This is a genomic window from Collimonas sp. (genome assembly GCF_035566375.1).
Lineage (GTDB): Bacteria > Pseudomonadota > Gammaproteobacteria > Burkholderiales > Burkholderiaceae_D > Collimonas.
This window is the reverse complement of sequence record NZ_DATMRK010000029.1, coordinates 157,979-172,871: the sequence shown is the minus strand read 5'-3', so window position 1 is coordinate 172,871 and position 14,893 is coordinate 157,979. Positions and strand designations below refer to the sequence as shown.

The window sequence follows — 14,893 nt, the reverse complement described above, 5'->3', positions numbered from 1 at the left end:
CCATGTCTATTGAAGGTGTATTGAACGAAGGCTTTGTCACCACTACGGCTGACAAACTGATCAACTGGACCCGCACCGGCTCTTTGTGGCCGATGACGTTTGGCCTGGCCTGTTGTGCGGTCGAAATGATGCATGCCGGCGCTTCGCGCTACGACATGGACCGTTTTGGTGTGATTTTCCGGCCGTCGCCGCGTCAGTCCGACGTGATGATCGTGGCCGGCACGCTGTGCAACAAGATGGCGCCTGCCTTGCGTAAGGTGTACGACCAGATGCCGGAACCGCGTTGGGTGATTTCCATGGGTTCCTGCGCCAACGGCGGCGGCTATTATCACTATTCGTATTCGGTGGTGCGCGGTTGCGATCGTATCGTGCCGGTCGATATTTACGTTCCTGGTTGCCCGCCGACTGCTGAAGCACTGCTGTATGGCATCATCCAGCTGCAAAACAAGATTCGCCGCACCAACACGATTGCGCGCTAAGAGAACACCATGACGACCAAACTGGAAACCCTGGAAGCCGCCGTGCGCAATGCGCTGGGCGATGACCTTCAAAGTCTGACTGTGGCCTTTGGCGAGATCACGATCGTGGTCAAGGCTTCGAATTATCTGTCGGCGATGCGCGTGCTGCGCGATCACGCCGATACTCGTTTTGAAGAATTGATCGACCTCTGCGGCGTCGATTATTCAACCTATGGCGAGGGTACATGGGACGGCGCGCGCTTTGCGGCGGTTTCCCATTTGCTGTCGATCGAGCATAACTGGCGCCTGCGGGTGCGTGTTTTCGCGCCGGACGACGAGATGCCGATGCTGGCTTCGCTGACCGATATCTGGGCCTCGGCCAACTGGTACGAGCGCGAAGCCTTCGACTTTTTCGGCATCCTGTTCGAAGGTCACAACGATTTGCGCCGCATCTTGACCGACTACGGTTTCATCGGCCATCCTTTCCGCAAGGATTTCCCGGTTTCGGGTTATGTCGAGATGCGCTACGACGCGGAGCAAAAACGCGTAATTTATCAACCCGTAACGATCGATCCGCGCGAAATCACGCCGCGGGTGATTCGTGAAGAACATTACGGGATCAAATAATGGCAGAAATTAAGAATTACACGCTCAACTTCGGCCCGCAACATCCGGCCGCGCACGGTGTGTTACGCCTGGTGCTGGAGTTGGATGGTGAAGTGATCCAGCGTGCCGACCCGCATATCGGCCTGCTGCATCGCGGCACCGAAAAGCTGGCAGAACAAAAAACCTATCTTCAGTCAGTGCCTTACATGGATCGCCTCGACTACGTCTCGATGATGTGTAACGAGCACGGTTATGTGATGGCAATCGAGCGCTTGCTCGGTCTTGAAGTGCCACTCCGTGCGCAGTACATCCGCGTCATGTTCGACGAAATCACGCGTCTGCTGAATCACCTGATGTGGATCGGCGCGCATGCGCTGGACGTCGGCGCGATGGCGGTATTGCTGTACGCATTCCGCGAGCGCGAAGATCTGATGGATTGCTACGAAGCCGTTTCCGGCGCCCGTATGCATGCTGCTTATTATCGTCCGGGCGGCGTGTATCGCGATCTGCCGGACACCATGCCGCAGCACAAGGCGTCGCTGGTGCGTAACGCCAAGGCAATCAAGGCCCTGAACGAAAATCGCCAGGGTTCGCTGCTGGATTTCATCGAAGATTTCACCGTGCGCTTCCCGAAATACGTGGATGAGTACGAAACTCTGCTGACCGATAACCGTATCTGGAAACAGCGTCTGGTCGGCATCGGCGTGGTGTCGCCGGAGCGCGCCAAGGCGATGGGCTTTACCGGACCGATGCTGCGCGGTTCAGGTGTCGAATGGGATTTGCGCAAGAAGCAGCCGTATGAAGTGTACGATTTGTTGGACTTCGATATTCCGGTCGGCAAGAACGGCGATTGCTACGATCGCTACCTGGTGCGGGTGGAAGAAATGCGCCAGTCCAACCGGATTATCAAGCAATGCGTAGAATGGCTGCGCAACAACGGCGGTCCGGTGATGACGACCAACCACAAGGTTGCGCCATCGTCGCGGGTCGACATGAAATCCAATATGGAAGAGCTGATCCATCACTTCAAGCTCTTCACTGAAGGTTTCCATGTGCCGCCAGGTGAGGCGTATGCAGCGGTCGAGCATCCAAAGGGCGAATTCGGCGTGTATATCGTGTCGGACGGCGCCAACAAGCCTTACCGTCTGAAGATTCGTGCACCAGGCTTCCCGCATCTGCAAGGCCTGAACGAAATGGCCAAAGGCCACATGATCGCCGACGCCGTTACCATCATCGGCACGCAGGATATCGTGTTCGGTGAGATCGACCGCTAAGTCTAAGTCTGCTGGTACGCAAACGCAGTTATTACTAAACTATTAGCGCAAAACACCGCGCACGAATGGCCAACGACATGTTGTTAAGTCAAGATACATACAAAAAGATCGATCGCGAAGTAGCGAAATTCCCCGCCGACCAGAAACAGTCGGCGGTGATGGCCGCATTGGCGATTGCGCAAGATGAAAAGGGCTGGCTGGCGCCGGAAACCATGCAGGATGTCGCGGATTACCTCGGCATGCCGGCCATCGCGGTGCAGGAAGTCGCGACCTTTTACAATATGTACAACACCAAGCCGGTCGGCAAGCACAAGATCAGCATCTGCACCAACCTGCCATGCCAGTTGTCCGGCGGCGATCGGGCGGCAGCGCATCTGAAGCACAAGCTCGGCATCGATTTCCGCGAAACCACCGCGGACGGCCAGTTCACGCTGGTTGAGGGCGAATGCATGGGCGCTTGCGGCGATGCGCCGGTGCTACTGGTCAATAACAAACGCATGTGTAGCTGGATGTCGAATGAAAAGATTGATGGCTTGATCGCGGAACTCAGTGAGGTAACCCCGAAATGACCAGTCTGCATAACCGTCATATCAATCCGCTGATCCTGGCTGACCTGGACGGCAACAACTGGCACTACGCCGATTACGTCAAGCGCGGCGGCTATACCGCCCTCAAGCGCATCCTGTCCGAAGGCATCACGCCGGAACAAGTCATCGCAGAACTCAAAGCCGGTTCGCTGCGCGGCCGCGGCGGTGCAGGTTTTCCTACCGGCCTGAAGTGGAGCTTCATGCCGCGTCAGTTCCCTGGACAAAAATACCTGGTCTGCAACACCGACGAAGGCGAGCCGGGTACATTTAAAGACCGCGACATCATTCGCTACAATCCGCATGCGCTGATTGAAGGCATGGCCATCGGCGCTTACGCCATGGGCATTTCGGTTGGTTACAACTATATCCACGGCGAAATCTGGTCCGGCTACGAGCTCTTTGAAGAAGCGCTGGACGAGGCGCGTGCCGCTGGTGCGTTGGGCGACAAGATTTTCGGTAGCGAATTCAACTTCCAGCTGCATGCCTTCCACGGCTATGGCGCATATATCTGCGGCGAAGAAACTGCATTGCTGGAATCACTCGAAGGCAAGAAGGGCCAGCCGCGCTTCAAGCCGCCGTTTCCGGCCAGCTTCGGCCTGTACGGCAAGCCGACCACGATCAACAACACCGAGACTTTCGCGGCGGTGCCTTTCCTGCTGAACATGGGCGGCGAGGCTTATGCAGCGCTGGGCAAGCCAAACAACGGCGGCACCAAGATTTTCTCGATCTCGGGCGACGTTGAAAAGCCAGGCAATTATGAAGTGCCTTTGGGCACCCCATTTGCCAAGCTGATGGAACTGGCAGGCGGCATGCGTGGCGGCAAAAAGATCAAGGCTGTGATTCCTGGAGGTTCGTCGGCACCGGTAATTCGCGGCGAAGTCATGATGGATACCGATCTCGATTACGATTCGATCGCCAAGGCCGGCTCCATGCTCGGTTCCGGCGCCGTGATCGTGATGGACGAAACGCGTTGCATGGTGAAATCGCTGCTGCGCCTGTCGTACTTCTATTTTGAGGAATCCTGCGGCCAGTGCACGCCATGCCGCGAAGGCACGGGCTGGCTGTATCGCCTGGTGCATCGCATCGAAACCGGGCACGGCCGTCCGGAAGACATGGATCTGCTGGATACGGTAGCGGGCAACATCATGGGTCGCACCATCTGTGCGCTCGGCGATGCGGCGGCGATGCCGGTGCGCGGTTTCCTGAAGAATTATCGCGAAGAATTTGAATATCACATCGAGCATAAGCATTGCTTGGTGCCGGCATACGTTTAAGCCTGCGCAAGCAGCGGCGTGCAAAACACTTAGGCAAGAAAAGCAAAAGCCATGGTTGAAATCGAAATAGACGGCAAGAAAGTGGAAGTCCAAGAGGGCAGCATGGTAATGGATGCTGCCAACAAGATTGGTACTTACATTCCACATTTCTGCTATCACAAAAAACTCTCCATCGCGGCCAACTGCCGCATGTGCCTGGTCGAGGTGGAAAAGGCGCCTAAGGCCCTGCCTGCCTGCGCCACTCCGGTGACTGCAGGCATGATCGTGCGCACCGCCAGCGACAAGGCTACGACTGCGCAAAAGAGCGTGATGGAATTCCTGTTGATCAACCACCCGCTGGATTGCCCGATCTGCGATCAGGGCGGCGAATGCCAGTTGCAGGATCTGGCGGTCGGTTACGGTAAATCGTCTTCCCGCTACGAAGAAGAGAAGCGTGCAGTGGCGCCGAAAGAAGCCGGTCCGCTGATCTCTATGCAGGAAATGAGCCGTTGCATCCAGTGCACCCGCTGCGTCCGCTTCGGCCAGGAAATCGCTGGCGTGATGGAATTCGGCATGGTTGGTCGTGGTGAGCACTCCGAGATCACTACCTTTGTCGGCAAGACTGTCAATTCCGAATTGTCCGGCAACATGATCGATCTGTGCCCGGTCGGCGCGCTGACATCCAAGCCTTTCCGCTACAGCGCCCGCACCTGGGAATTGTCGCGCCGCAAATCGGTCAGCCCGCATGACGGCCTGGGCGCTAACCTGGTGGTGCAAGTCAAGTCCGGCAAGGTGATGCGCGTGCTGCCACTGGAAAACAACGACGTCAACGAATGCTGGCTGTCGGACAAGGATCGTTTCGCCTATGAAGGCTTGAACAGCGCTGAGCGCCTGACCAAGCCTATGCTCAAGCAAGACGGCAAGTGGCAGGAAGTCGAATGGCAAGTCGCGCTGGAATATGTGGCGCACGGTCTGCGTAACATTCGGCACGAGCATGGCGCTGACGCGATTGCTGCTGTCGGTACGCCGTATTCGACGCTGGAAGAACTGTCGCTGCTGCAAAAAGTGGTGCGCGGCCTGGGTTCCGAAAATATCGATTTCCGCCTGCGCCAGTCCGACTTCGCGCTGGATGGCAAAGTCATGCCGTGGCTGGGCATGTCGATCAATGAATTTGCACAACTGGATCGCACTTTCATCATCGGCTCGTTCCTGCGCAAGGATCATCCGCTGCTGTCGGCACGGTTGCGCCTGGGTATCAAGCGCGGCGCCAAGCTGAGCATCCTGCATGCCACCGACGACGATCTGCTGATGCCGGTTGCTAACAAGATGATCGTTGCACCGTCGGCCTGGCTGTCGGCCTTGGGCCAGGTAGCGGTTGCTGTGGCGCAAGCCAAGAGCATTGCGGTTCCGACCGGTTTCGAGAATGTCGAAGCTTCAGCTGAAGCCAAACAGACCGCTGCCAGTTTGTTGTCTGGCGCAAGCAAAGCGGTATTGCTCGGTAACGCCGCGGCACAACATCCGCAAGCTTCGCAACTGCACGCGGTGGCGCAGTGGATTGCACAGCAGACTGACGCCAAGTTCGGCTACATGACTGAGGCTGGTAATACTGTCGGTGGCTATTGGGCCAATGCCTTGCCTGCTGGCGGCAAGGGACGCAATGCACAACAGATTTTCGCGCAGCCGCACAAAGCATATGTGTTGTTGAACGCTGAGCCTGAACTGGACAGCTTCGACCCGCAGGTCGCTGTGGCGGCATTGAAGCAGGCCGAGATGGTCGTGACCTTGTCCGCCTACAAGCACGGTGCCGATTACGCAGATGTGTTGCTGCCGATCGCGCCATTTACCGAAACTTCCGGTACTTTCGTCAACTGCGAAGGCCGCGCCCAAAGTTTCAATGGCACCGTCAAGCCGCTGGGCGACGCCCGTCCGGCCTGGAAGGTATTGCGCGTACTGGGTAATCTGCTGGGCTTGCCTGGTTTTGATTACGATACTTCAGAAGCGATTCGCGATGAAGTGCTGGGTACCGGCGAAGTTGCTGACGCTAACCTGGCGGCACGTTTGAATAACTTCTGTGATCTGGCGCCACAGACGGTAGCTCAGACCGCGAATGGCGTTCTGGAACGCATTGCCGATGTGCCGATTTATTTTGCCGATGCGGTAGTGCGTCGTGCGCCATCGTTGCAGGAAACCGTGGACGGCCAGGCGCCGCAAGCATGGTTGTCAGCAGCACTGGCAGCAAAACTGGGTGTCGCCGCTGGCGATCGCGTCAATCTCAAACAAGGGCAGGGCGCTGCTGCGCTGGCAGCGGCAATCGATCCTAAGTTGCCGGAAAATGTGGTGCGGGTTGCCGCGTCGCATGCCTCGACCGCAGCCTTGGGCGCGATGTTTGGTTCTATCGTAGTGGAGAAAGCATGATGGATCATTTCATCGCCACCATCAATGCCACCGGTGCCGGCTGGTTCGGTTTTATCTGGCCGCTGATCTGGAACCTGATCAAGATCATCGTCGTCGTCGTGCCGCTGCTGCTGTGCGTGGCCTACATGACTTACTGGGAGCGCAAGCTGATCGGCTGGATGCATATCCGCCTCGGCCCTAACCGGGTTGGTCCGGCCGGTTTGCTGCAACCGATCGCCGACGCCCTCAAGCTGCTGTTGAAGGAAGTCACCTTGCCGGCACGTGCCAACAAGGTCTTGTTCTTCATCGCGCCGATCATGACCATCATGCCGGCTCTGGCCGCATGGGCAGTGGTGCCGTTCGGTCCGGAAACTGTTTTGGCCAACGTCAATGCCGGCCTGCTGTTCGTGATGGCCATCACTTCGATGGAAGTGTATGGCGTGATCATCGCCGGCTGGGCCTCCAACTCCAAGTATGCCTTCCTTGGCGCGATGCGCGCTTCGGCGCAGATGGTGTCCTACGAAATTGCGATGGGCTTCGCGCTGGTCATCGTGCTGATGGTGTCCGGCAGCCTGAACCTGATCGATATCGTGATGGCGCAAAGCAAAGGCTACTTCTACGATCACGGTGTAGGCGTACTGTCATGGAACTGGCTGTCGTTGCTGCCGGTGTTCCTGATTTACTTTATCTCGGGAATTGCCGAAACCAACCGTCACCCGTTCGACGTGGTGGAAGGCGAATCGGAAATCGTCGCCGGCCACATGATCGAGTACTCGGGCATGTCGTTCGCGATGTTCTTCCTGGCCGAATACGCCAACATGATCCTGGTCTCTATCCTGGCAACGCTGTTTTTCCTGGGTGGCTGGGCCTCGCCACTGGCGATTCTGGACTGGATCCCAGGCTGGATCTGGCTTGGCCTCAAGACCTTTTTCTTGTTGTCGGTGTTTATCTGGGTGCGTGCCTCTTTCCCGCGTTATCGCTATGACCAGATCATGCGTTTGGGCTGGAAAGTATTTATCCCTTTGATTCTCGCCTACCTGGTGATCGTCGCTGCCTGGATTCAAAGTCCATGGAATATCTGGAAGTAATGGAAGGTTTAGTGTAAATGGAAGCCATCAAGGATTTTTTCGGCAGTTTAATGCTGCTGGAGTTGCTCAAAGGGCTGCGGCTGACCGGCCGCTACCTGTTCGCACGCAAGATTACGGTGCTGTTCCCGGAAGAGAAGACACCGCAGTCGCCGCGTTTTCGCGGCTTGCATGCGCTGCGTCGTTATCCGAACGGTGAAGAACGTTGCATCGCCTGCAAACTGTGCGAAGCAGTTTGCCCGGCAATGGCGATCACCATCGAATCCGAGCAGCGTGCAGACGGCTCGCGCCGCACCACGCGCTACGATATCGATCTGACCAAGTGTATTTTCTGCGGTTTCTGCGAAGAGTCTTGCCCGGTCGATTCGATCGTCGAGACCCATATCCTGGAATACCACGGTGAAAAGCGTGGCGATCTGTACTACACCAAGGAAATGCTGTTGGCGGTGGGCGATCGTTACGAACCTGAGATTGCTGCGGCGCGTGCTGCGGATGCTGCATACCGCTAACTGTTTGATTAGTTGGGGACAGAGTAATTCGGCGCAAGGTTAACCTTGGCGACTCTTAAGCTCCGTCCCACAATTTGTTTATAGGCCATTATGGAATTTAAGACCTTCTTGTTCTACGCGTTTTCGGTGGTGCTGGTGATCGCCGCCTTGCGCGTAATTACCGCACGCAATCCAGTGCATGCTGCGCTGTTCCTGGTATTGTCGTTTTTCTCTGCGGCCGGTATCTGGATGTTGCTGAAAGCTGAATTCCTCTCCATCGTGTTGGTGCTGGTGTATGTCGGCGCGGTGATGGTGCTGTTCTTGTTCGTGGTGATGATGCTGGATATTAATCTGGACAAGATGCGAGAGGGGTTCTGGGGTTATTTCCCGCTGGCGGCGACAGTCGGCACTATCATCGTGCTGGAAATGGCAGGCGTCATATTCCACGGTTTCCAAGGTTACGACGCTGACGTACCTGCCATCTCGGCCAATATCGGCAATACCAAAGAGCTGGGCAAGCTGATCTATACCGAATATGTGTATGCGTTTGAAATCGCTGCGGTGGTGCTGCTGGTGGCGATTGTCGCCGCAGTGGCGCTGACATTGCGCCGCCGCAAGGACACCAAATATTTTTCACCTTCTGCTGCAGTCAAGGTCAAGAGCACCGACCGGGTTCGCATCGTGAAGATGAAATCGGAAGCCAAGGTTGACCCGATTGCGCCTGCAAGTCCTGCGGCTGCTAACCCTGCGGCTGCGCCAGCGGCCCCACAAAAATAACAAGGACGCAATATGGCTCTTTCGCTCGCTCACTATCTGATCCTTGGCGCGATCCTGTTCGCGATCGGCATCGTCGGTATTTTCCTGAACCGCAAGAACCTCATCGTATTGCTGATGGCAATCGAATTGATATTGCTCGCGGTGAACATGAACTTCATCGCCTTTTCGTATTACCTGGGTGATGCGGCCGGGCAGGTTTTCGTTTTCTTTATCCTGACCGTAGCAGCTGCCGAATCGGCGATCGGCCTGGCGATCCTGGTGGCCTTGTTCCGTAACCTGGATACCATCAATGTGGAAGATCTGGACAGCCTTAAAGGCTAACGCGGTTTGTTCCTGCAAACCTAGGTTTGCAGGGATGGACAGATAAAGAATACACAGATAAATAACGAATAAAGATAAGGTTCATCATGGCGGGGCAACTTAACCCACAATTACTTCTTGCCGTACCGTTGGCGCCCCTGGCTGGCGCTGCGATCGCGGGCTTATTCGGTACCAAATTCTTCGGCAATCTGGTCGGTCGCAAGACCTCGCATACGGTCACCATTCTGGGCGTGTTGATCGCTCTGATCATTTCCGTGCAGACCTTGCTGGCGGTGAACGACGGCGCCACTTTTAACGGCACCTTGTACACCTGGATGACGGTCGGCGGCGTCAAGCTGGAAATCGGCTTCCTGATCGACAGCCTGACCGCGATGATGATGTGCGTGGTGACCTTTGTCTCGCTGATGGTGCATATCTACACCATCGGCTACATGCAAGAGGACGAGGGTTATAACCGCTTCTTCGCCTATATCTCCTTGTTCACGTTCTCGATGCTGATGCTGGTCATGAGCAACAACTTCCTGCAGCTGTTCTTCGGCTGGGAAGCAGTGGGCCTGGTGTCGTATCTGCTGATCGGTTTCTGGTACACCCGTCCGACCGCGATTTTCGCCAACATGAAAGCGTTCCTGGTCAACCGTGTCGGCGACTTTGGCTTCATCCTCGGCATTGGTTTGCTGCTGGCGTATTCCGGTTCGATGAACTATAGCGAAGTGTTCGCGCAAAAGGGCATGCTGGCGCAACTGACGCTGCCCGGCAGCGACTGGATGCTGCTGACCGTAGCCTGTATCTGCCTGTTCATCGGCGCCATGGGTAAGTCGGCACAGTTTCCGCTGCATGTCTGGCTGCCGGATTCGATGGAAGGCCCGACCCCGATTTCGGCACTGATCCACGCCGCGACCATGGTGACCGCCGGCATTTTCATGGTGACCCGCATGTCGCCGCTGTTTGAACTGTCCGACACCGCCTTGTCGTTCATCCTGATCATCGGCTCGATTACCGCCTTGTTCATGGGTTTCCTCGGCGTGATCCAGACCGACATCAAACGCGTGGTGGCTTACTCGACCTTGTCGCAGCTCGGCTACATGACCGTGGCTCTGGGCGCTTCCGCCTATTCGGTAGCAGTCTTCCATCTGATGACGCACGCCTTCTTCAAGGCCTTGCTGTTCCTTGGCGCCGGTTCGGTCATTATCGGCCTGCATCACGATCAAGACATGCGCAATATGGGCGGCCTGCGTAAATACATGCCGATTACCTGGATCACTTCCCTGGTCGGTTCGCTGGCGCTGATCGGCACGCCGTTCTTCTCCGGTTTCTACTCGAAGGACAGCATCATCGAAGCGGCGCACGCATCGACCCTGTTCGGTTCTGGCTTCGCCTATTTCGCTGTACTGGCAAGCGTATTTGTCACGGCTTTCTATTCTTTCCGTATGTACTTCATGGTGTTCCACGGCGAAGAGCGTTTCGGCTTGGCACACAATGGCCATGAACACGAAGAGGAAGAGCCGGGCCATCATGGCTTGGCTCCGGGAGAAAAGCCGCACGAGTCGCCTTGGGTGGTGACGCTGCCGCTGATCCTGCTGGCGATTCCTTCGGCCGTCATCGGCTTCCTGGCGATCGAGCCAATGCTGTTTGGCAGCTTCTTCAAGGACGTGATTTTCGTCAACGAGGCACACCACGCGATGGAAGAGTTACGCAATGATTTCCATGGCCCGGTCGGCATGGTTGCGCACGCATTCAGCTCGGCGCCGTTGTGGCTGGCGATTGCCGGCGTGGCGTCAGCCTACTACTGCTATATGGTCAATCCGCGCCTGCCTGCTGCGATCAAGCAGAAGGCCGGCCCGATCTTTACGCTGCTCGACAACAAATACTATATGGACAAGTTCAACGATGTGGTATTTGCCGGCGGCGCGCGCTTGCTAGGCCGCGGCTTGTGGAACGCCGGTGACCGTGGCCTGATCGACGGTTTGATCGTCAACGGCAGCGCCAAGGCAGTCAGCTGGTTCTCGAAAATTACCCGTCTCTGGCAGTCCGGATACATCTATCACTATGCGTTCGTGATGATTATTGGCGTGCTGGGTTTCCTGGTTTGGTTCATGCCGTATCCGTTTGCCAAATAAGCTAGCGAAGCAAACTCAGCAAGGTAGATAAATAATAAATATGATGCAGTCAACTTTCCCTCTTCTTAGCCTCGCGATCTGGTGTCCGGTCGCGTTCGGTATCCTGGTCCTGGCAGTGGGCCGCGACGATAATCCAACTTTGGTGCGCTGGCTGTCGCTGCTAGGCGCAGTGGTCAGTTTCGTGGTGACCTTGCCGATCGTGAGCCAGTTCGATAATGGTTTCCACGGCATGCAGTTTGTTGAAAAGGCCGCCTGGATCGATCGTTTCAACATCAATTACTTTTTAGGTATCGACGGCCTCTCGCTGTGGTTCGTGCCGCTGACGGCGTTCATTACCGTCATCGTGGTGATTTCCGCCTGGCAGGTGATCGAGAAGAAAGTCGCGCAATACATGGGCGCTTTCCTGATCTTGTCAGGCGTAATGGTCGGCGTCTTCTGCGCACTGGACGGCTTGCTGTTCTATGTGTTCTTCGAAGCGACGCTGATCCCGATGTTTATCATTATCGGTGTCTGGGGCGGCGCCAACCGCGTGTACGCAGCGATCAAGTTCTTCCTGTACACCCTGATGGGTTCGCTGTTGATGCTGGTGGCATTGCTGTATCTGTATTTCCAGTCGGGCGGCAGTTTCGACATCCTGACCTGGCATGAACTGCCGCTCGGCATGACCGCACAGATCCTGATTTTCCTGGCGTTCCTGTTGGCGTTTGCGGTCAAGGTGCCGATGTGGCCGGTGCATACCTGGTTGCCGGACGCCCACGTCGAAGCGCCGACCGGCGGTTCCGTGGTGCTGGCGGCAATCATGCTGAAGCTGGGCGGTTACGGTTTCCTGCGTTTCTCGCTGCCGATCACGCCTGACGCCAGCCATTATCTGGGCGCTTTCGTCATCACCCTGTCGTTGATTGCCGTGATCTATATCGGCCTGGTGGCGATGGTGCAGAACGATATGAAAAAGCTGATCGCCTATTCGTCGATCGCTCACATGGGTTTCGTTACCCTCGGTTTCTTTATTTTCAACGATATCGGGCTGCAAGGCGGTATCGTGCAAATGATCTCGCACGGCTTTGTGTCCGGCGCAATGTTCCTGTGTATCGGCGTGCTGTATGACCGCATGCATACACGTCAGATCGCCGAATACGGCGGTGTAGTCAATGTCATGCCGCGTTTTGCCGCCTTGTTCGTGTTGTTCTCGCTGGCCAATTCCGGCCTGCCGGGCACCTCCGGTTTCGTCGGCGAGTTCATGGTGATCCTGGGCGCGGTCAAATTCAATTTCTGGATCGGCATGGCGGCTGCGACTGCATTGATCCTGGGTGCTGCGTATTCGTTGTGGCTGGTCAAGCGCGTGGTGTTCGGCGCCGTCACCAGTTCGCATGTGAAAGAAATGCTGGATCTGAACAAGCGCGAGTTCGTCATGTTGGGTGTGCTGGCGATTGCTGTCATCGCGATGGGTGTGTATCCGGCGCCGTTCACCGATGCGATGCAAGTATCGGTGGCCGACCTGCTCAAGCATGTCGCGATTACCAAGTTGAATTGATGAATTGCGGGACAGAGTTTAAGAGCCACCGCAGCGTGGCGAATTACTCTGTCCTCAACTGACTAGATAGAAGTGCAGTGCACAAAATAAGCGGCAAATAAATGAATAACATGAATCTGATCCCTGTTTATCCGGAAATCTTTCTGCTGATTGCGACCTCGGTCGTGTTGCTGATCGATATGTTTGTTTCGGATGCCAAGCGCCATCTCACTTACTACCTGACGCTGGCGGTACTGGCCGTGTGTTTCGTATTGACGCTAGGCGCATTCCAAAGCGGGGAGACGGTCTACACCTTCCACAACATGTTTGTCTCGGATTCTCTGAGCAGCCTGTTGAAACTGGTTTCTTACGTGGCGGTAGCGATCACGCTGGTGTATTCACGCCGTTATGTGACTGAGCGCGGCATGGTCAGCGGCCATCTCGGCGGCGAGTTCTATCCATTGGCGCTGTTTGCCTTGCTGGGTCAGATGGTGATGATCTCCGGCAGCAATTTCCTCAGCATCTATCTGGGCCTGGAATTGATGTCCTTGTCGCTGTACGCATTGGTGGCGATGCGCCGCGACAGCGCTGCCGCGACTGAAGCAGCGATGAAGTATTTCGTGCTGGGCGCGATGGCTTCCGGTTTCCTGTTGTACGGGATGTCGATGCTGTACGGCGCCACCGGTTCGCTCGACCTGATCGAAGTCACCCGCGCTGCATCGTCCGGCGGCATCAACCCGACCGTGCTGGTATTCGGCGTGGTGTTCGTGGTAGCCGGCCTGGCGTTCAAGCTGGGCGTGGTGCCGTTCCATATGTGGGTGCCTGATGTCTACCAGGGCGCACCGACTGCGGTCACCCTGTTGCTGGGGGGCGCACCAAAGCTGGCCGCTTTTGCGATTTGCTTCCGCTTGCTGGTTGAAGCACTGCTGCCGCTGGCGTTCGACTGGCAGCAAATGCTGACCGTGCTGGCGGTACTCTCTATGGCAATCGGTAACATCACCGCGATCGCCCAGACCAACATCAAACGCATGCTGGCGTATTCGACCATTTCCCACATGGGCTTCATGTTGCTCGGTTTGCTGGCGGGCGTGGTCGACGGCAATTTGTTCTCCGCTGCCAATGCGTATAGCTCGGCACTGTTTTATTCGATCACTTACGTGATGACCACGCTCGGCACCTTCGGCGTCATCATGCTGCTGGCGCGTTCCGGTTTCGAAGCGGAAAACATGGACGACTTCAAAGGCTTGAATCAGCGTAGCCCTTGGTTTGCCGGCGTGATGCTGGTTCTGATGCTGTCGCTGGCAGGGATTCCGCCGCTGATGGGTTTCTACGCCAAACTGTCGGTGCTGCAGGCGGTGCTCGGCACTGGCCAGGTCTGGCTGGCGGTGGTGGCAGTGTTGTTCTCCCTGATCGGCGCTTTCTACTATCTGCGTGTGATCAAGCTGATGTATTTCGATGAGCCGCAAGACAGCGCGCAGATTGTTGCGCACCTCGACGTGCGGGTATTGCTGAGCCTGAACGGCATGGCAGTACTGGTATTTGGCTTGTGGCCTGGCTTGCTGATGAATGCGACCACCACTGCCATCGTGCGGACCTTGACTTCCTTCCTCGGCCGAGTGGTGTCGTAATCCGTGAACGTCTCGCTCTCCAGCTGGTTCGTGATTCTGTTGGCGCTGCTAGCTGCCAACCTGCCGTTTTTTAACGAACGGCTGTTCGCCCTGGTACCGCTCAAGTCCGGCGGCCAGGCAGCAGTCAAGCCGATCTGGGTGCGCTTGCTTGAACTATTGGCTTTGTACGGACTGGTTGGCGTGCTGGGGCATGTGTTGGAATCGAATATTGGCAATGCCTTTAGCCAAGGCTGGGAATTCTATGCGGTGACCGGCTGCATGTTCCTGGTACTGGCCTATCCTGGCTACGTGCTGCGGTATTTAAAGAAACATCGCTGAAGAAGCAGCGCTGAGCCAGCCTCGTCCTCCTGTGCTGTTCTAGCAGGCAACACAGCCTGCGCCCCTGCATTACAATC

14 protein-coding genes are annotated in these 14,893 nt (G+C 56.4%); all 14 read left to right on the top strand.

Features of this window, described 5'->3' with window-relative positions; translation table 11 throughout:
- Positions 1–2 precede the first annotated feature (2 nt).
- The 14 genes from VNZ60_RS08890 (at position 3) to VNZ60_RS08825 (ending at position 14,816) form a co-directional block, all read left to right on the top strand.
- A complete protein-coding gene (locus VNZ60_RS08890) occupies positions 3–479 on the top strand; it encodes a NuoB/complex I 20 kDa subunit family protein (protein WP_014005578.1) in 477 nt (158 codons plus the stop codon).
- Between the two features lie 9 nt (positions 480–488).
- Positions 489–1,085, top strand: a complete 597-nt coding sequence (locus VNZ60_RS08885; protein WP_325658212.1) for an NADH-quinone oxidoreductase subunit C — start codon at positions 489–491, stop codon at positions 1,083–1,085.
- Positions 1,085–2,338, top strand: coding sequence for an NADH-quinone oxidoreductase subunit D (locus VNZ60_RS08880; protein ID WP_211461721.1), 1,254 nt, complete (start codon positions 1,085–1,087; stop codon positions 2,336–2,338). The genes VNZ60_RS08885 and VNZ60_RS08880 overlap by 1 nt, the downstream gene beginning before the upstream one ends.
- Positions 2,339–2,403: 65 nt before the next feature.
- Positions 2,404–2,907, top strand: a complete 504-nt coding sequence (gene nuoE, locus VNZ60_RS08875) for an NADH-quinone oxidoreductase subunit NuoE (protein ID WP_325658207.1) — start codon at positions 2,404–2,406, stop codon at positions 2,905–2,907.
- Entirely contained in the window at positions 2,904–4,199 is a 1,296-nt protein-coding gene (gene nuoF / locus VNZ60_RS08870) for an NADH-quinone oxidoreductase subunit NuoF (protein ID WP_325658205.1), read from the top strand. The genes nuoE and nuoF overlap by 4 nt, the downstream gene beginning before the upstream one ends.
- Before the next feature lie 51 nt (positions 4,200–4,250).
- Positions 4,251–6,593 carry an NADH-quinone oxidoreductase subunit NuoG gene (nuoG, locus tag VNZ60_RS08865; RefSeq protein WP_325658203.1) on the top strand — a complete coding sequence of 781 codons (2,343 nt, stop codon included), beginning with the start codon at positions 4,251–4,253 and terminating at the stop codon, positions 6,591–6,593.
- A complete protein-coding gene (nuoH, locus tag VNZ60_RS08860; protein ID WP_325658355.1) occupies positions 6,593–7,660 on the top strand; it encodes an NADH-quinone oxidoreductase subunit NuoH in 1,068 nt (355 codons plus the stop codon). Before nuoG ends, nuoH begins: the two co-directional genes overlap by 1 nt.
- A gap of 17 nt (positions 7,661–7,677) precedes the next feature.
- A complete protein-coding gene (nuoI, locus tag VNZ60_RS08855; RefSeq protein ID WP_014005585.1) occupies positions 7,678–8,166 on the top strand; it encodes an NADH-quinone oxidoreductase subunit NuoI in 489 nt (162 codons plus the stop codon).
- Between the two features lie 90 nt (positions 8,167–8,256).
- A complete protein-coding gene (locus VNZ60_RS08850) occupies positions 8,257–8,922 on the top strand; it encodes an NADH-quinone oxidoreductase subunit J (protein WP_325658198.1) in 666 nt (221 codons plus the stop codon).
- A 12-nt stretch (positions 8,923–8,934) separates the two neighbouring features.
- Positions 8,935–9,243: an NADH-quinone oxidoreductase subunit NuoK gene (gene nuoK / locus VNZ60_RS08845; RefSeq protein ID WP_325658196.1), complete on the top strand. Its 309-nt coding sequence runs from the start codon at positions 8,935–8,937 to the stop codon at positions 9,241–9,243.
- 86 nt (positions 9,244–9,329) lie between these two features.
- Positions 9,330–11,360, top strand: a complete 2,031-nt coding sequence (gene nuoL / locus VNZ60_RS08840) for an NADH-quinone oxidoreductase subunit L (protein ID WP_325658194.1) — start codon at positions 9,330–9,332, stop codon at positions 11,358–11,360.
- Between the two features lie 40 nt (positions 11,361–11,400).
- On the top strand, positions 11,401–12,891 hold the full coding sequence (locus tag VNZ60_RS08835) for an NADH-quinone oxidoreductase subunit M (protein WP_325658192.1): 1,491 nt from the start codon (positions 11,401–11,403) through the stop codon (positions 12,889–12,891).
- 101 nt (positions 12,892–12,992) lie between these two features.
- A complete protein-coding gene (gene nuoN / locus VNZ60_RS08830; RefSeq protein ID WP_325658190.1) occupies positions 12,993–14,498 on the top strand; it encodes an NADH-quinone oxidoreductase subunit NuoN in 1,506 nt (501 codons plus the stop codon).
- 3 nt (positions 14,499–14,501) lie between these two features.
- Complete coding sequence (locus VNZ60_RS08825; RefSeq protein ID WP_325658188.1) at positions 14,502–14,816, top strand: DUF2818 family protein; 315 nt, start codon at positions 14,502–14,504, stop codon at positions 14,814–14,816.
- Positions 14,817–14,893 lie beyond the last annotated feature (77 nt).